Consider the following 17,940-nt stretch of genomic DNA (forward strand, 5'->3'; position numbering starts at 1 on the left):
CTCTTTGTCACGTCGACATTCCGACTTCTCTAGCAAATTTAGTTAGTTAAGAATTTGTCACTTCAGATCTGAGATAGCAGGTAGAGGCTTCCAGCGGCCTAGAACATGCGTATCGCAAGGTTGCGGTGGCGTGTTAACACCTTCAGGGAGACAAACGGCGACACTGATATTGGCTGAGATATCATGTTCAGACTCGGTCACGATAGGCGCGGGTGAGGTATGCCCTTCAAGAGAACTGAGGATCTGGTTTCGTTTTATCAATAACAAATCCGGCTGACTCCCCTCCTGAAGCGGCATTACTGTAGCACCAGCCACTGTTGTTGTTCGCTCAGGTGAGATAAGAGCAGCTTGGGTATTGGCAGCCGTATTGGTATTGACAGTGGTATTGACAGTGGTATTGACCGAAGTATTGGTGGTGACAATGCTATCAGCCACGGTGTAATCATCCAGGTTATTTTTATCAACCGCCTGACCGTTAATAGTGACATTCTCACCGACGCTTTCCGGCAAGGTTATCAAGACAGAAAGCTTGCGGGTCATGGTGCTGCTGCCACCAATCATAATGTCACTAACAATAGCCGCATCATTGAGGAGGACGCCGTGGTTATTGCCAGAATTACCGCTTATCGCGCCACCGCTGACGGTACCATTGACGTGTACCCCATGACCGCTGTTAGAGGCTATGCCATTGACCGTAGTGTTACCGCTATTAGTCACCGGCCCGGACAGTTCCACACCATGACCATCGGTGGCGTTACCATTTAACGAGGTGTTATCGAGGATATTGAAACCGCCCAATGTAACGCCGATACCTTGCTCGCCGTGGGCATTGCCGCTCACCTGTAGCGAGTCATCCTCGCCGCCACCGCTCAGTGTGGCATCTTTACCCACATAAACACCTATGCCGTTGGTGGTATTCCCCTGCACCACACTGCCGTGAGCGCCAGACAAATTACCGACGATGTCTATCCCCCTGCCATCCGTGCTGCTGCCATTCAATGTGGCGTTATGCAGTTGAGTGTTCCCGTCAACTTTGATGCCGCTGCCCATATCTGATATACCGCTGACCGTTGCGCCACTGACAGCACCGGCAAGTTGTACACCGTTACCGCCAACCGCCTTACCGACAATCGTGGTATTACCTTCATTTTGCTGCAAGCCACCAATATCAACCCCCGTCCCGTTAGTGGCATTGCCTGCCAGCGAGGTATTATCGAGGATATTGAAACCATCCAATGTAACGCCAGTGCCTTTCTCACCGTGGGCGTTGCCGCTGATGACCAATAAATCAACACCATCGCCACCGTTAAGGTGGGTACTGATATCAACCTCTACTCCGGTGCCATTGACGGTATCACCATACACCGCACTCCCATTGCTACCCGCAAGGTCACCGGCGATTTCCACACCTTTGCCATTGATGCTGTTACCGTTCAAGATGGCGTTATTGAGGCTGGAGTCACCGCTCACCTTAATACCACGGCCATTGGTCGACCCACCCTCAATTCTACCGCCTGCGACAGCCCCGTTTAGTTGAATACCATCGCCATCAGTGGCTTTACCGTCGACAGTAGTATTGCCGCTGTGAGTAAACGGGCCATTGATATTGATACCAATGCCAGCGGTGGCATTACCACTCAGCTTGATATTATCAAGGGTATTATTACCCATCAGCGTGACGCCGCTACCTTGCTCACCGGTCGCATTACCGCTGATAATCAGCAGCCCCCCGGTTCCATCACTCGTGAGATTGAGATCGTGGCTTACATACACACCCGTACCGTTTACAGTATCGCCATGCACCGTACTACCAAAGTCACCAATGAGATCGCCTGAAATCTCCACGCCCTTACCCTCCGCACTATTCCCCATCAGCACGGTATTGTTAAGAACCGTTTCGTCATCGACTTTCACCCCACTGCCACTGGCAGAGACACCGTTGATACGGCTATCGTCAAGAGTGCCTCTAACTTGCACACCAATACCGCTGGCTGAGGTACCATTCACCACACTTTCGCTAAGCGAGCCATTAACCTGCACACCAATACCTGCACCGGAAGCCGTACCGGTTAATCCCGTATTGATACCGTCGGTTAGCGAACCACTGATATCTAACCCAATGCCGTCCACAGCAGAGCCATATAAGCTAGTGTTGCTTAAGTCATTATTTCCGTTGAGTTTTATACCATCACCAGAGCCAGTTATTGCAATACCGTTTATGGTAAGCAAATCAGCCTGACTGGTACCCGTGACATTTATATTTTCTTTAATGTTAACGCCATAACCAGTTCCATCAGTAATACCGTTAATGGTGCTTTGATTAATGCCATTGATATCACCGGTTATTTCCATTCCGATGCCGTTATTACTGCGGCCATTGAGCGTTGTATTATCCAAAATCGTGTTAGCAACCCCACGGGAACCCGGTAATGAATCCACCGTCACACCACTGCCATTAATTGACTTACCGGTCAGAGTAGTATCGGTAATTGTGGTATTACCGCTAATTCTCAGCCCTTCGGCATGAGCCGAATGTCCTGTGACATTAATGCGATTAATTTGATGTTCTGCACTGAAGAGATGAACACCGGTGCCGTCGGTACTGGCTCCGACAAGCGTCACGGGGCCGCTACTGTTATTAACAATGCCAGAAAGAGAAACACCCGTTCCCGCAATGCTACTGCCTTTAATTAACGTGTCACCCTCGCCATGTAATATCACCGTATTATTACTGGTAGGGAAATTAATTCCCGTACCGCTGCTGGAGCGGCCCTCCATGGTTAAAGAACCATTATTATTTATGGTTAACATCGTCGCACCTGAATGGGTTATGCCATCTCCTCCAGTAGTATTTGATGCGCCTTTATTTTCACCAAGGAAAGCTAATTGACTACCTTTAGCAATATTGAATGTATTACTACCATGAAAATCAATCCCTCGGCTTGCTGTATCCACACCGTCTGTCACACCGTGAAAAGCGACATTCCCGTCGACTGAAAATGTATTGCCTGATCTAAAACCAATACCTACGCCCTGGGTTATATTAAGTGCATTACCGGTAAACGAACCATTTTTAGCAACCAACGTGTTATTTCCCTCTAGAATTAATGCTGCACTTTGCGAAGAGGCTAATGGCGAATTAGTCTCCGCATAAATGGAAACATTACCTAGCGAGGCGTTAAAATCAATATTATTTATGTAAATACTCCCCATACCAACCGATGAGCCATTGATGTCAATATTCTTACTCTCAGATATCAAACTCAGGTTTGATAAATTAATTGATGAGTGACTGCCGGTGCTATTCTTACCTAATAGAGTGATATCTCCTTGCGCCGTAATATTATTGCGTGCGCCCACTGAATCACCTTGAATAATAACGCCATTCGCCTCCCCAACACCAATTAACGTAATGTTTTTCTGTGCATTCAATGATGAGTTTGGTTTAATAAAAACACCATTATTCATCGCTGTAGCATTAAAATTAATGCTACCGGCTGTCGAGGTGAAATTGACCCCCTCTAATACAACTCCATCAGCGCCAGTAGCATCAGAATTTACTTCAATACCATTGGCGGTTACATTAGCGTTGCTAAATAACATGCTCTTTACACCATGAGCATTGGCGGTGAAATTACCATTACCCGTTTCGATATTGGCATAATCGACAACAATACTGGCTCCAGCCCCCTGACCGGAATGACTCCCCACCATCGCTATATTAGCGCCAGCCTTAATATTCACATAGTTACTGGTATTACCACTGATATTTATACCATCAGCATCTGCTTGCATTCCCGTTGTGATACCGTTCATATTGATATCTTTATGAGCATTTACACTGCTATTGCCTGAGATCCAGATACCTTTATGCGTTGTAGTGACATTCGCATTAATATTACCAGAGGTTGCCGTCATACTCCCATCGAATAATAAAAATGCGTCAGCGCCAGCAACATGGCTTTTAATATTAATATTTTTCCCGCTAGCATGTGACGCATTTAAGTAAATACCTTTATTAGCTTCACTGATAATATCGCCATTAACACTAAAAGAAAGATCACCAGAATTAGCGGTTATCTTACTATTCTTGAATACTATCCCACCCCATGCATTACCATTAGCCTTGAATACAAGGTCTTTTCCGCTAACAATACTTACATTATTGAACGCTCCCATCCATGCTATTTTAGAGTTAGAGTTTATTTCGAAGATCATATCACCAGCACTGACTATGGATGAACCATCGGATATATCAACACCACGCCACCCTTGCTCATTAGCATTACTGCTTTCACCGGATATATGTACCTCCCCTGCCGCTGTAATATTAGCCGCGTGGCTAATATTCACCCCGACCTGAGATGCTGCCCCTGTATTTCCATTAAGAGTAAGGTTGCCGACATCATACCGTCCTCCAATTAACTCTATACGTGCGGTATTATTTTCGTTAGCATGCTTTGCGAGTAGGTCACCACCATTTAATAAGATATGACTATTATTTAATGTAATAACCGAATCTACCGTAGTATTACCCGCCAATAAGTTCAGATTAAGTCGCCCCGAAGTAGAAGTGATATTACTATCACTCACAATATTGCCATCAGCGTGCAACGTCAGCGTCGCATTACCCCCAGTGGTTTTATTGATATCGGCTTGCAGTGTAATATTGCACCAGCGACAACTCAATAGACTGCTATTACTGGTGGTAATTGTCACGTCGGTGCCATTATTAAGCTGAGCATTGATACTGCTATTTAATATTTGGGCAACATTGGCGGTTGGCGTGAAAACCTGTGTGTTGGTGGCATATCCGGCCGGAATATTGTCTATCTGAACTGATACCCCAATCTCAGCACCGCGACTAACAATATTTACCTCTGCCGGATCGAGCAACCAGCGGCCGCTACGACCATGAATACTCGCAGTATCAACATGACCAAAGACCTGTAAATTACGCCTACTGGATGTTTCAACCTGCCCACCATCACCCGACTGCGGCCCACCACGGGCATGAATATCACCATAAAAACCGGTGTAATATTCAGACCATAACACCGCAGTCCCCCCCGCGCCTTTGTTTGATGAAGAAACATTAATATTCGCACCTTTATCCATGACAACTGAGCGAGAGTTTCTTATGCGACTATTTTTGCCCTGCCAACCTCCTCCGACCAATACATTGCCACCGCCAATGCTCCCCTGTGCATCTATTTTGCTGCCGGCAACCAAATGTATATTTTCACCTTGCAGGATAACGTACCCGCCATAGCCCTGCGAGCTACTGACATCCATCAGCCCCTGCTGGCGCACAACCCCCCCCTCACTGCCGCCATCAAGAAAAATAACCCCATTCTTTTCAGACAAACCCTGAGCCCGCAAAATACCGGTATTATCAATCACGGTATTCATTAACATCTCTTTGCCGCGAGCTGTTAGTTGGATAACCCCTTCATTAGCCTGAATCAGCCCACCGTTTTTTAGCAAAGCGCTAACTTGTTCGCCCTGAACTTGCACACCCAGCAAGCTACCGTGATCCAAATTAAGCGTGACACGGCTCGCGCTCACTAATGCCACTTTCCCTTGCGGCGCGTTGATAACACCTGATGCCTGATTATCAACCTGCTGGCCAATCAGCGCGATATAACCGCCCGCAGTGGTTCTCAGATTGGCCTGATTAATCACTTGGCCTTCACTTTTTAGGCTGGTCAGCGTATAGGATCCGTTAATAAAATCATGATTAGACATCGACTTAGTACTGGCAACTAAACCACCAACATTAACTTGCGCACCTTTACCAAATAGAATGCCATTCGGATTAAGCAAAAAGACCTGTCCATTCGCTTTTAAGTTGCCATATATCTGTGATGCATCACGGCCTAGCACCCTATTTAGCGCAATGCTCTGCGCCCTTGGCTGGTTATAAATAACACTGTTGCCCTGAGCAATATCAAAACTCCCCCAGTTGATTGCCAGCTTATCGCTTTGCTGCATTACCGTGAGGGTGGTGTTATTAACATCCAATACACCTTGACCGACTACGATATTACCGTTAGCTGGCAGTGAAGGATGGGCGAATGCCAACGAGGGTAATGTACCTGGCACTATTCCCATCAACATGGCCAGACGGCTTAATATTCTTGCTTTTGTTTTGTGATCATTCACTCGTTTTCCACTGGCAGACGAAAATGAGCGGCCATAAGATCGGGTAAATTCACTGACGGCAATCAAACATCCCAACCGGCGGCAGAAAATAAGTTTGTATAATGTACTGTTCATTATTCGTATCCATTCAATCTGACAAATATGCCGATCAGCGCTAGAACATCTTGTAAGCGCTAAGCCATAATTGATCGTTATCCGGTTGAGGAGTTGCGGCCTGGCCGGTTCGATGTGCCCAGGTCAGATTCAGGGAATAATCTGCCGGACGAGAGAGAGTGATATAGGCACCAAAACCAGACAGGTTGATATTATTTCCTGCCAGGCCCTCGATAGGCTGGCGATAATAACTCCCCCAACCTTGGTCAAAAAATGCGGCAAACGTGACTTGATTTCCTGCCCCAGCCCAGAGTGGCAGTGGAGGCAACCAACGGGCACGTAATTCAGTGGTGAAAAATGTGCCTTTATCCACCGCACCCTCGCCGATGCCATAGGCCCGAACTGCGAGTGGCCCACCCAGCAACAGTTTTTGCGAGCTATCGAGGTTTTTGCTAGCCATTTGGCCAGTGAATTGATTGAAGAAAGAGAAGTCAGAGCCAAAGCCCTGATCATGACCAACACGATAATTAAAGCGGCCAAAAGTACCGTCAATGCCCGTCAAGGAGTTCATGCTTTGACTGAATTCGTCATCCAGCGTCAAGTGACCCGTTGTTCCCAGCAAATTGAAATTACTAAGCCCACGGGATACCGCAGCAAAAGTTCCATCAATACCAAACTCACCGGCATTCAGATTGCGTTTTTGTTCTGGCAACATAATGAGTGAGTCACGCATTCTCGACTGATAATAACCAGCACTCACATCAATTCTCACCGCCGAATTACGTATCCACGGATGACGTAAATTAATCCCCCAGCTATCGAAATAACCATGAGCATCTAATGGGTCAAACGGCCCTGTTAGGGTATAATTTAGATGACTATAATTAAGTGCTGCACGCGTACCGTAACTATTAATAGGAAAATTGTAATCCAGCAAACCGCTAAAAACATCTGCCGAACTGGATAAAATAAAATCGGCCCGTAATTGATCACCCCAACCAGTCATATTATTTAGCGCACCACCTGCTAATAAGCGATTGTGACCAGAGTAATCATTCCCCTGATTATCTACACCGAGATAACCCATCGCAGTTTGACCGGGGGTAATATCAGCATACACTCGAGTCATTCCTGATTGAGTGCCCGGTTTTAATGCTAAAGAAGCATCAACTCCGGGTATTTCATTAAGTATGAGGGCTGTACGTTCCAGGCGGGATAATTCAGCCAGAGAAGCCGTGCAATCTTTCCCACCTAAAAAACCGACTTCTTTGCTGCAACTATTACTTTCAATCACAGCAGTAGCAAATCGGGTGCTCAACCGGCTCTGATTATTTACTTCTGGTTTATCTAATCTGCCAGCAATAATACGCACGACAACAATGCCCCCATGAACTGCCTGGGGCGGTAATATAGCCTGAGCAGCAACCCAGCCTTGCTGTCGGTAAAAACGAGTTACAGCCAACGTCATAGCCTGTAAATCATTAAAGGTTAATCGCTGGCCGATCCAAGGCTTAATCACGCCTGGTAAGGCTTTATTATTTACGTTACCCGAGTGCAATAACTGGATATCCCCCTCAAACTTGACCTCACGTAAAATGATGGTGCCAGACGTATTAGAGCGTTCTGATAACACAGAAGAAGCCAAAGGTGGGAGATTAATTTCCGCCTCTTCTGGTGCACGTAATGGTTCTATTGTTGTTTGCCGTATTTCATTACTAATCGTACCAGCATTTGGCACACGTATTACCCGAGGGGCAGCAATTAACTGTGAGCAAAAAAAAAGAACAAACAATATTACACAGAATTTCAATTGGAACTGGCACCGTAGCACTGCTGGATAATAAAGATATCGCATAAAACATGCCTGCTTAACATGATTAAAACGCCAGCTAAAACAATACAAACCCTTGTTGTTTAATACTGGCCCGCATAGTTAGTTATTTTTAATTAGCAAGTAAATACTTTTATGAAAGCACATTAAAATAAATCCCAATAAGATCGAGAGATAGAAATAAACATCAAAACAGTCGTTCTTTGCTGCTTCAGCCTAGTAGCCACAGCTTATTTGTCACAAATAGTTATTTATGGTTGATATAGTATTATCGACATGAAAGAATAATTACTTTAAATATAAAATAATTATTCAAATAGCCATATACTACAGAAATGCAAATCCCATAACATAAGTTAGTGAAATATAAAAAATTAACAGATAAGCCAACTCTATGGTCACGCGAGAACCTACCAAAAAGCCAAACAAGACGTTATAAAAAGCACCATGCAGCAGACAAATAATAATAAAACCCGCATGACTGAACGGGGTTCTTATATTATCTTTAATATTATTAATCATGCTATTACATTAATAAATTTATCATCCATTCTGTCGAATGCGAGCAATTAAATCATCAATACCATCAATGTGTAATGCGGCTAATATCAAGGTTCGCCCCAAACTTAGTGCGTGGCGCTGGCATGTCCTGCGCATCTCATCATCAGCGATACTATCCAGATCAGCCACATGGGCCAACCCAATGGTGCGTCGAATCAATTCACTACCACAATATCCCACTGCATCTTGCCAAACCTGCTGTAGAAATAGCTGGGCGTAACCCGCCGTTGCGAGCGCTGAATCTTGTGTTTTTTCCTCGCTTAATGCCAGAAAACGGTGGGCGAAGGTTTCCCACAAAATATGAATATCTTTCAACCGCTGTTCACGGCCCGCCGCTGCATCCCTTGGGCCAGCTAACCCCGGTAAACCACAGTAGTTAAGCAGTAAATTACCCAGTGCGGTGCCCACATCAAAACCTATCGGGCCATAGAAACCAAACTCGGCATCGATGGCTTTCAGCCGCCCCTCAGCAACAAAAAGAGAACCGCTGTGAATATCACCGTGCAGCAATGCTTCGGCTTTGCTCAAAAAGCGGTGTTTTAGCGAAGCGACCGCCAACTTGAGTGCATTATCCTGACGTAATGCCAGCACCTCAGGTAATAACGCCGGATCGAAATTATTACGATCATGATCAATGTAGGGATCAGTAAAGAACAAATCTTCGGTAATTTGGCACAATTCCGGGTTGGTATAGCGGCTGACTGCGGCCTTTTTAGCTTGGGCCGACTGATAAAAATCGGATGTATGGAATAAGGTTTGCGCTAAATATTCAGCCAGTTGTGCTGCGGCCTGAGGATAATATTTACCCTGAATCAATTCACTGCGCCAGATTTCGTGATCAGATAAGTCCTCCTGAACCATCACCGCCAGCTCTGCATCGTGATGCAGAACAGTAACCGTATGTTGTGGGCAAAATTGGCTGTGGGTTAACAGAGTTTCTGCTTCAATTCTGGCGCGATCCAAGGTCAGCGGCCAAGACTCGCCCACACAACGCACATAAGGCAGTGCTTGTTTAACAATCACCCGGCTAATCCCGGTAGCATCACGGATTTTAAATACCAGGTTGAGATTCCCATCGCCAATCTCATCGGCAGTGACTAAAGATTGCGGGTCAGCTACCTGACCAAATTGGCGAGCATATTCAACGGCATCCGCAGCAGTAAATGTATGGTAGCGCGACATCTTTAACCTCATTATTCTTTATCTGATTCAGATTCACTCACCGCCAGTCATTTGCTTAGCCGTGAAATCATTCCCTGTTCGAGCAAAAAAACGCATTTAGGCGTAAAACCATGTAGACGTCCATACATCCGTAAGTTATGTTGGCAGAATAAGAAACCAGATGCAATAACGCAACATGGATTTAACTGACAATGCAGACGCTTAACACGCTTGATTTACAAACGACCAGCTTAAAGATTGTTGATGGGAAGCTGTGGATACTTGACCAACAGGCCTTACCACAGCGCCAGGAATGGCTAGCTGCCAATACGGTAGAATTGCTGATTGAGCATATTCAAGCACTGCGTGTACGTGGCGCACCATTGATTGGTTTATCTGCCAGCCTGCTGTTGGCTTTGTTGGCCGATCGCGGTTTGCCGCAAGCCCAGCTTGAACAAGCACTGATTGCGCTGCGGGAATCGCGTCCAACCGCCGTGAATTTAATGAATAATCTGGCGCGGATGCAACAGGCGTTATTGCAAGCTAATTGGGTCGCAGCCATGACTCACGAAGCATTGCGTCTGGTCGAGGAAGACCGCGAGTTATGTGAGCAGATTGCCCAACATGGGGTGCAATTGGTTAAGCCTGGCAGCAACTTACTCACCCACTGCAACACCGGCGGGCTCGCCACTGCGGGCATTGGTACGGCCATCGGCGTGCTACTGAAAGCGCATCAGCAAGGTAAGATCAAGCAGGTGTGGGTAGATGAAACCCGCCCATTGCTACAAGGTGGCCGCTTAACCGCTTGGGAACTCGGCGAATTAGGGATTCCCTATCAATTAATTTGTGATTCGATGGCCGCCAGCCTGATGGCACAGGGCAAAGTTGATGCTGTCTGGGTGGGCGCTGATCGCATTGCGGCGAATGGCGATATAGCCAATAAAATAGGCACCTACAGTTTGGCTGTATTGGCGCATTATCACCGTATTCCATTCTATGTAGCGGCCCCACATACCACCCATGATCCTAACTGCCCGAATGGCGCGGCCATCCCCATAGAGCAACGGGATGCCAGCGAAGTCAAAGGGGTATCCGGCGGTTTCGGCCATTGCCAGTGGGCGCCTGCGAATGCGCCGGTGTATAACCCGGCGTTTGATGTTACCCCAGCCGCATTAATCAGTGGCTGGGTGCTAGATAGCGGTGTTATCACGCCAGAACAAGTCACCACAGGATTCTTCCAGCCCAAGAATTAGCCGTATTTGAAATTTTATCCTGTTAACAATATTGATAAGCGGGGAAATGTGCCGGATGGGTCGTAGCGGCGTGCGCCGCCGGAGCGCCCATCGGTGCAGTCACCCCGCCAGTCCCCGTGCTAACTAATATAGGTTTTGTATTTTAGTCTAAGCGCGGGTAGGCATCGGCAATCTTATCGCCGGTAAAACGCGCCACCCAACCCTCTGGATTATCAAATACCCGAATAGCGGTAAAATTCGGTTTAGACCCCATATCAAACCAATGCGGTGTATCCGCTGGAACTGACAGTAAATCATTCTTTTCACAAAGAATTTGGTAAATTTTGTTATTGAGATGCAAGCAAAATAACCCGGCTCCTTCGACAAAGAAACGCACTTCATCTTCACCGTGGGTATGTTCGGATAAGAATTTCTCGCGCAAGACTTCACGCTGCGCATTATCAGGACGCATACTGATCACATCCCAGCTCTGATAGCCCTTTTCCGCGACCAATCGATCAATTTCATGCTGATACGCTGCAATCACCGCGTCCGGTTGTGGGTTCTCGCCCAGTTCGCGATCCGCCTGCCAGCGCTCAAATCGTACGCCAATAGCGGTCAATTGCTGTTGAATTTCCTCAGCATCGCGGCTTTGCCACAGCGGCTGTTCTGGCTGCTTATCACTAAAAATGGTTAATCCGCTCATGCTGTAAAACCCTCTATGTCTATTTCATCAAAACGGCTGACCTGGGGATGACGGCTTTCGCTGTCGGGAAGATCTCGAATAAACTGACAAGTCTGCCAACCGGCAAGCTGTGCGGCATCCAATTCCTGGCGAATATCAGATAAAAACAGCAATGCTTGCGGGGTAATAGCCAACTGATTGGCAATATTCAGGTAAGCGCTCACTTCGCGCTTTGCCCCAACATGGGTATCAAAATAACCACTGAATAATGGCTGTAAATCACCGGCATCACTGTAACCAAACAATAATTTCTGAGCATCAACCGAACCGGATGAATAGACATACAACTTCAGCCCTTGCTGCTGCCAATCAGCCAGTTGCGGCGCAACATCGGGGTACAGATGGCCACGAAAATCACCTTGCAGATAACCGCTGCGCCAAATAATGCCCTGAATGGCTTTTAGCGCAGTAGATTTGCGGTCTTCATCCATAAAACTGTGCAATGTGGCAATCAGCGTTTCACTATCTGCATCCGGTTGCTCAATCTCGCGCTGCAAGCTGAGTAATGCGCTCGCAACCTCTTCATCCTGCTGATGTTGACGTAAAAAAGGCGTCAGCCGCTCACGAGCATAGGGAAACAACACTTGGTGGACAAAGCGGATGTCGGTAGTGGTGCCTTCAATATCGGTCACTATTGCCTGAATCATTTTGCCCCCAGTTTAAAATTGGCATCCAATAGACGGCGTTGCAGTTCACACTGGAACAAAAACTCCAGCCCTTCCAAATGACGGCGGGCTTCAGACACACTATTTCCCCAACAATACAAACCATGCCCACGGACCAAAAAGCCATAACGTAATGGATGATTATCAGCCAGCGCGGCAACTCGCTGTGCCAAGGCCGGGATATCCTGATCATTATCGAAGATCGGGATCACCACGCTATCCAGATGACTGCGTTGCCCTGAGAGGGATTTCTGCATCTCGTAGCCGTGCAATACCAACTCATTGCTACGCTCGACGCGCGATAGCACCGTAGCATTCACCGAGTGAGTATGTAATACCGCATTGATTTCAGGGTACAACCGATAAAGCAGGGTATGCAGACCCGTTTCCGCTGACGGGGTGCGCCCGCTGGGGACATGGTTATTGCCCGTCTCCACCAGCAAAAAATCATCAGCGGTCAAACTCCCTTTATCTTTGCCCGACTCCGTAACCAAGCATTGAGCGGAGTCCAGTCGCAGGGACATATTGCCGCCGGTCGCTGGACACCAGCCCTTCTCGCCAATCCAGTGGCAGGCGGCTAGCAGCGCGCCGAGTTGTACATTTTCTGTCATTGCATATCCCTGTTGTGGTGTTGGTATGCCAGCGCATTTTGCCACTGCAATCAGCCAGACGATTATTCTAAGCACATTTTTCACTCATGCTTAGTCAACTTCGTCGTTTAGCCGTTTAACCATCTAAGCGTCTCGATTGCCAAATATTAACATCGTGTTATATTAACGGCAACATAACAGCGTCGGGAGTATTCATCCGCCATGAGCACGTTATCTTTTATTCCAGACAGTAAATTACCTGCACAGGGCACCACAATCTTTACGCAAATGAGTACATTGGCGCAAAAACATCAGGCAATTAACCTGTCGCAGGGCTTCCCTGATTTTGATGGCCCTGATTACCTGAAACAACGATTGGCCTATCATGTCAGCCAGGGCGCAAACCAATATGCCCCGATGATTGGTGTGGCTCCGCTGCGCCATGCTATTGCTGAGAAAACGGCTAAAATCTATGGCTGGCAGCCCGATGCTGAAAGCGAAGTCACCGTGACCACCGGTGCCAGTGAAGCGCTATTTGCCGCCATTACCGCGCTGGTACGCCCAGGCGACGAAGTGATTTGCTTTGATCCCAGCTATGACAGTTATGCCCCAGTGGTTAAATTGGCTGGCGGAATACTCAAACGCATTGCGCTTAAACCTCCCGCATTCAACACCGACTGGGCCGAGTTTGCCGATTTGATCTCTGAACGCACCCGATTGGTGATTGTGAATACGCCACATAACCCCTCGGCGACAGTTTGGCGCGCAGCAGATTTTGAACAATTGTGGCAAGTGATTGCTGAACGCAATATTTATGTTCTCAGTGATGAAGTATACGAACACATCTGTTTCAGCGCGGCAGGCCATGCCAGTGTGTTGGCCCACCCACAATTACGCCAGCGGGCCATTGCGGTTTCCTCTTTCGGCAAAACTTTTCATATGACCGGCTGGAAAGCAGGTTATTGCATCGCCCCCGCCGCGATCAGTGCCGAAGTGCGCAAAATTCACCAATATTTGACATTTTCGGTGTGCACTCCAGTCCAGTTAGCACTGGCGGACATGCTTAATAGCGAACCGGAACATTGGCAACAATTGCCGGAATTCTACCGCGCGCGCCGCGATCGATTCGTCAAGGCGCTGTCTGCCAGCCGATTCAACATTCTGCCCAGTGAAGGAACCTATTTCTTGTTGGCCGACTACAGCGCTATTTCTGATCTCGACGATGTTGAGTTCTGCCAATGGCTCACCGAACACGTAGGTGTGGCCGCGATACCGTTATCAGTATTCTGCGCAGGCCCGTTCCCGCATAAATTGATCCGGTTGTGCTTCGCCAAACAGGATGCCACGCTGGATGCCGCTGCGGAGCGATTGTGTCAACTTTAAAATTGACTCTGCTGCAACAACCGCTGGTGTGGCTGGATGCTCAGGCGAATCTACGTCACTTTGCCATGCTGCTGGAACCCATACAGCAGCGTGATGTGATTATATTGCCGGAAATGTTTACCACCGGTTTTGCCATGAATGCCGCTGAAAATGCATTGCCAGAAACTGAGGTCATTGATTGGTTACGCCATTGGTCGGTGCGCACCGATGCCCTGATTGGCGGCAGCGTAGCACTGAATACCCCTGACGGCGCGGTTAACCGTTTTCTGTTGGTGCAGCCGGATGGGATAATCCATCACTATGACAAACGCCACTTATTCCGCATGGCTGGTGAGCACCATCACTATCAGGCGGGAAAAGAGCGAAAAATTGTAGAGTGGCGCGGCTGGCGAATTCTGCCGCAAGTCTGTTATGACCTGCGCTTTCCGGTGTGGTCGCGCAATCAGCAAGATTATGATTTAGCCCTGTATGTCGCTAACTGGCCTGCCGCGCGAGCTAAACATTGGCAAACTCTACTGGCGGCGCGAGCAATAGAAAATCAGGCTTATGTCGCTGGCTGCAATCGGGTTGGTGATGATGATAATGGTCATTACTATCAGGGTGATAGTGTGATTTTGGATGCCCTAGGCGAAATTCTGGCCCAGACAGAACCGGGGCAAGCGGCACGACTGGATGCGGAATTATCATTGAAAGCACTGCTGAGTTATCGGAAAGCATTCCCCGCATGGCGGGATGGCGACAAGTTTTTATTGGTGTAAAAACCAACCGATACGGCACGTTGCCCTTCAGGGACCAGGTCGTATTTGCTACCGCCAGCCGCTTATTTAAAATTCATCAACTAAAAATAATAACTTTGATTATCATTATTAATTATCTAATACTATCGCCTGTCGCTTTTCTCAAATAAGAACAGTCTCTCCCATGATGCAAAAAGCTGAAAACGCCGGTTTAAGTCCGGCATTGATCGTGTTGATGTCGGTCGCTACCGGGCTGGCGGTTGCCAGTAACTATTACGCCCAGCCATTACTGGAAACCATCGCACAAGCCTTTAATCTTTCGGTCAATCAGGCTGGTTTTATCGTCACGGCCGCCCAGTTAGGTTATGCGGTGGGGCTAATGTTTCTGGTGCCACTGGGTGATATGTTTGAACGGCGCGGGTTGATTGTCGCTATGACTCTGCTGGCCGCAGGCGGCATGTTGATTACTGCCATGTCGCAAAACCTCACCATGATGATTATCGGCACCGCTCTCACCGGTTTGTTCTCAGTGGTGGCTCAATTGTTGGTTCCACTGGCGGCAACACTGGCTAGCCCAGAAAAACGCGGCAAAGTGGTCGGGATTATCATGAGCGGCCTACTACTGGGAATTTTGTTGGCGCGAACGGTGGCGGGCGCATTAGCTTCTATTGGTGGCTGGCGCACAATTTATTGGGTTGCCAGTGCATTGATGTTCGTGATGGCATTAGTCCTGTGGCGCTACTTGCCACGCTATAAACAACATACCGGTTTGAATTACGGCCAACTGCTGGGATCGATATTCTCACTGTTTATCCGCACGCCAGTATTGCGCACCCGCGCCTTGCTCGGTGCGTTGTCGTTTGCCAACTTTAGTGTGTTGTGGACCTCAATGGCCTTCTTACTGGCCTCTCCCCCATTCGGCTACTCAGAAGCGACCATCGGGCTATTTGGTTTGGTCGGTGCCGCCGGTGCGTTAATGGCGACGAAAGCCGGTCAATTAGCCGATAAAGGTAAAGCACGTATTACCACCAGCGTTAGCTTGGGCTTACTACTACTGTCATGGATACCGGTAGCGCTTGGTCAGCACTCAGTTATCGCGCTGATTATCGGAATTGTGGTGCTGGATCTGGCGGTACAGGGGGTGCATGTCACCAATCAGAGCGTGATATATCGTATGATGCCGGAAGCCCGCAATCGGTTAACCGCCGGTTATATGACTACGTATTTTATCGGCGGTGCATTAGGTTCGATGATTTCAGCCGCCGCATATCAACATGCAGGCTGGTATGGTGTGGCGCTGGCAGGTTTAGTCCTGTGCATACTGAATATCATCACTTGGCTGGCCGGTAAACGCTTTGATCCTGCGGCAGATCAGCCAGTCGAATAATTATTAATTACCTAACTAATAATCAATATAGATATAAATTTGGGTTGTAGGGTATTAAGACAATAACCACTCTGGTAATGTTACCTTACGTATTATTTCGCCCTGTAACCCAAAAATCTTATGCCAAACCCAATCACCAACGCCCCGCCAGCGACGCGGTCGACTGCCACCTTTATCGAGGGCGTTACCGATAGCCTGCCCATTGTTATCGGCTACTTACCTGTGGCTTTCGCCTTTGGTTTGAGTTCAGTAAAGCTGGGGTTTACACCGCTGGAAAGCATTTTCTTTTCTTGCATTATTTATGCCGGAGCCAGCCAATTCGTTATCACCGCCCTGCTCAGCGCGGGAATGTCACTGTGGGTTTCCGCCTTGACCGTGATGGCGATGGATGTTCGCCATATTTTGTACGGGCCGGCACTTAAACACCGCATTCTGGCAAAATTATCTGGCAAAAAAACCGCCCTGTGGGCTTTCGGCTTGACCGATGAAGTGTTTGCCGCTGCAACCACCAAGCTAATGAAAGACCAAAGACGCTGGAGCGAGAACTGGATGCTCGGTATCGCGTTCACTTCGTGGCTATCCTGGGTAGCAGGCACAGCTATTGGTGCGATGTTTGGTAATGGGCCGTTGGATAATTATCCGGCTATCGAAGCTTCCCTCTCCTTTATGCTACCGGCGTTATTTCTCAGCTTCCTGCTGGCCTCATTTAAGCGCCAATACAGCCTAACCGTCATTGCCTCGCTGACCGGAGCCTTGTTGGGCGCACTGTTGTTCTCTATTCCAGTGGCTATTTTGGCCGGGATCGGGGGGGGTTGCCTAGCCACCCTGCTGCAATCCGCTCCTGAAGCAGTAACAGAACAACATGAGAATAACGAACAGGAGCCAACACCATGAACAGTGAGGTTTTGATCATTGGCCTAGTGGTGGGAACGGTAAATTACTTATTTCGCTATTTACCGCTGCGACTCGGGCCAGCGCGCAAGCAAGCCGGATTGCCACGGGGGAAAATCTCGCTGTTGCTAGACAGCATTGGCATTGCCTCTATTTGCGCATTATTGGTGGTTTCCAGCGCACCGGAAATCGTGCATAACCCGCAGAAATTACTTCCCACATTAATTGGTTTTTTGGTTATCTGCGGATACTTTTACAAAACCAACAGTATCATTTTCGCCACATTATTCGGCGCACTCAGTTATGGCCTGACATTCAAGTTACTAATGATTCTTGGCTAATAAATTGACCGAATTATGAGCAAAAACACAATATCCCTACATTTATTAATACTAATTGCTCACACACCACGATTGAATAACACGAATTGCTAAATTTTTATCGTATTATACCGTTTACATTATTAGTAACTATCGTTACTGTACCGTTTGAAACTAAT

At 47.7% G+C, this 17,940-nt stretch carries 12 protein-coding genes; 6 read left to right on the forward strand and 6 right to left on the reverse strand.

Going from position 1 to position 17,940, the window contains the following annotated elements; translation table 11 throughout:
- Window positions 1-57 precede the first annotated feature (57 nt).
- The 3 genes from AT01_RS07560 to mtnK form a co-directional block, all read right to left on the reverse strand.
- Window positions 58-6,279, reverse strand: a complete 6,222-nt coding sequence (locus AT01_RS07560; RefSeq protein WP_042546689.1) for a two-partner secretion domain-containing protein — start codon at window positions 6,277-6,279, stop codon at window positions 58-60.
- Between the two features lie 40 nt (window positions 6,280-6,319).
- Entirely contained in the window at window positions 6,320-8,113 is a 1,794-nt protein-coding gene (locus tag AT01_RS07565; protein ID WP_042546690.1) for a ShlB/FhaC/HecB family hemolysin secretion/activation protein, read from the reverse strand.
- Between the two features lie 519 nt (window positions 8,114-8,632).
- Window positions 8,633-9,832, reverse strand: a complete 1,200-nt coding sequence (gene mtnK, locus AT01_RS07575; protein ID WP_042546692.1) for an S-methyl-5-thioribose kinase — start codon at window positions 9,830-9,832, stop codon at window positions 8,633-8,635.
- Window positions 9,833-10,023: 191 nt separating this feature from the next.
- Between mtnK and mtnA the strand changes: the two genes are divergently transcribed.
- Window positions 10,024-11,064 (forward strand): S-methyl-5-thioribose-1-phosphate isomerase, encoded by a 1,041-nt coding sequence (gene mtnA / locus AT01_RS07580; RefSeq protein WP_042546693.1) that lies wholly within the window; start codon window positions 10,024-10,026, stop codon window positions 11,062-11,064.
- 142 nt (window positions 11,065-11,206) lie between these two features.
- Here mtnA and AT01_RS07585 read toward each other — a convergent pair whose 3' ends face one another.
- From AT01_RS07585 to AT01_RS07595, 3 genes are read right to left on the reverse strand one after another with little or no spacing between them, the layout of a single operon-like run.
- Entirely contained in the window at window positions 11,207-11,749 is a 543-nt protein-coding gene (locus AT01_RS07585; protein WP_042546694.1) for a 1,2-dihydroxy-3-keto-5-methylthiopentene dioxygenase, read from the reverse strand.
- Window positions 11,746-12,435 carry an acireductone synthase gene (gene mtnC / locus AT01_RS07590; RefSeq protein ID WP_042546695.1) on the reverse strand — a complete coding sequence of 230 codons (690 nt, stop codon included), beginning with the start codon at window positions 12,433-12,435 and terminating at the stop codon, window positions 11,746-11,748. The genes AT01_RS07585 and mtnC overlap by 4 nt, the downstream gene beginning before the upstream one ends.
- The gene (locus AT01_RS07595) at window positions 12,432-13,064 is read right to left on the reverse strand and encodes a methylthioribulose 1-phosphate dehydratase (protein WP_042546696.1); all 633 of its coding nucleotides are present in this window, start codon (window positions 13,062-13,064) and stop codon (window positions 12,432-12,434) included. Before AT01_RS07595 ends, mtnC begins: the two co-directional genes overlap by 4 nt.
- A 201-nt stretch (window positions 13,065-13,265) precedes the next feature.
- Here AT01_RS07595 and AT01_RS07600 point away from each other — a divergent pair, with 201 nt between their 5' ends.
- The 5 genes from AT01_RS07600 to ygaH all read left to right on the forward strand — a co-directional run bounded on the left by AT01_RS07600 (window position 13,266) and on the right by ygaH (window position 17,782).
- Window positions 13,266-14,426, forward strand: coding sequence for a pyridoxal phosphate-dependent aminotransferase (locus AT01_RS07600; RefSeq protein ID WP_042546697.1), 1,161 nt, complete (start codon window positions 13,266-13,268; stop codon window positions 14,424-14,426).
- Window positions 14,414-15,184, forward strand: a complete 771-nt coding sequence (locus AT01_RS07605) for an amidohydrolase (protein WP_042546698.1) — start codon at window positions 14,414-14,416, stop codon at window positions 15,182-15,184. Before AT01_RS07600 ends, AT01_RS07605 begins: the two co-directional genes overlap by 13 nt.
- Before the next feature lie 166 nt (window positions 15,185-15,350).
- A complete protein-coding gene (locus AT01_RS07610; RefSeq protein ID WP_144404980.1) occupies window positions 15,351-16,550 on the forward strand; it encodes an MFS transporter in 1,200 nt (399 codons plus the stop codon).
- A 120-nt stretch (window positions 16,551-16,670) separates the two neighbouring features.
- Window positions 16,671-17,444 (forward strand): AzlC family ABC transporter permease, encoded by a 774-nt coding sequence (locus AT01_RS07615; protein WP_042546700.1) that lies wholly within the window; start codon window positions 16,671-16,673, stop codon window positions 17,442-17,444.
- Window positions 17,441-17,782 (forward strand): L-valine transporter subunit YgaH, encoded by a 342-nt coding sequence (gene ygaH / locus AT01_RS07620; RefSeq protein WP_042546701.1) that lies wholly within the window; start codon window positions 17,441-17,443, stop codon window positions 17,780-17,782. The genes AT01_RS07615 and ygaH overlap by 4 nt, the downstream gene beginning before the upstream one ends.
- Window positions 17,783-17,940: the final 158 nt, after the last annotated feature.

It is taken from the genome of Yersinia aldovae 670-83, assembly GCF_000834395.1.
GTDB classification, from domain to species: domain Bacteria; phylum Pseudomonadota; class Gammaproteobacteria; order Enterobacterales; family Enterobacteriaceae; genus Yersinia; species Yersinia aldovae.

Bases quoted from the DNA above. Each gene is read 5' to 3' on its own strand.
- AT01_RS07615 (WP_042546700.1), top strand. From the start codon at position 16,671: ATGCCAAACCCAATCACCAACGCCCCGCCAGCGACGCGGTCGACTGCC.
- mtnK (WP_042546692.1), bottom strand. From the start codon at position 9,832: ATGTCGCGCTACCATACATTTACTGCTGCGGATGCCGTTGAATATGCT.
- mtnA (WP_042546693.1), top strand. From the start codon at position 10,024: ATGCAGACGCTTAACACGCTTGATTTACAAACGACCAGCTTAAAGATT.
- AT01_RS07565 (WP_042546690.1), bottom strand. From the start codon at position 8,113: ATGCGATATCTTTATTATCCAGCAGTGCTACGGTGCCAGTTCCAATTG.
- AT01_RS07595 (WP_042546696.1), bottom strand. From the start codon at position 13,064: ATGACAGAAAATGTACAACTCGGCGCGCTGCTAGCCGCCTGCCACTGG.
- ygaH (WP_042546701.1), top strand. From the start codon at position 17,441: ATGAACAGTGAGGTTTTGATCATTGGCCTAGTGGTGGGAACGGTAAAT.
- AT01_RS07560 (WP_042546689.1), bottom strand. From the start codon at position 6,279: ATGAACAGTACATTATACAAACTTATTTTCTGCCGCCGGTTGGGATGT.
- AT01_RS07600 (WP_042546697.1), top strand. From the start codon at position 13,266: ATGAGCACGTTATCTTTTATTCCAGACAGTAAATTACCTGCACAGGGC.
- mtnC (WP_042546695.1), bottom strand. From the start codon at position 12,435: ATGATTCAGGCAATAGTGACCGATATTGAAGGCACCACTACCGACATC.
- AT01_RS07610 (WP_144404980.1), top strand. From the start codon at position 15,351: ATGCAAAAAGCTGAAAACGCCGGTTTAAGTCCGGCATTGATCGTGTTG.
- AT01_RS07585 (WP_042546694.1), bottom strand. From the start codon at position 11,749: ATGAGCGGATTAACCATTTTTAGTGATAAGCAGCCAGAACAGCCGCTG.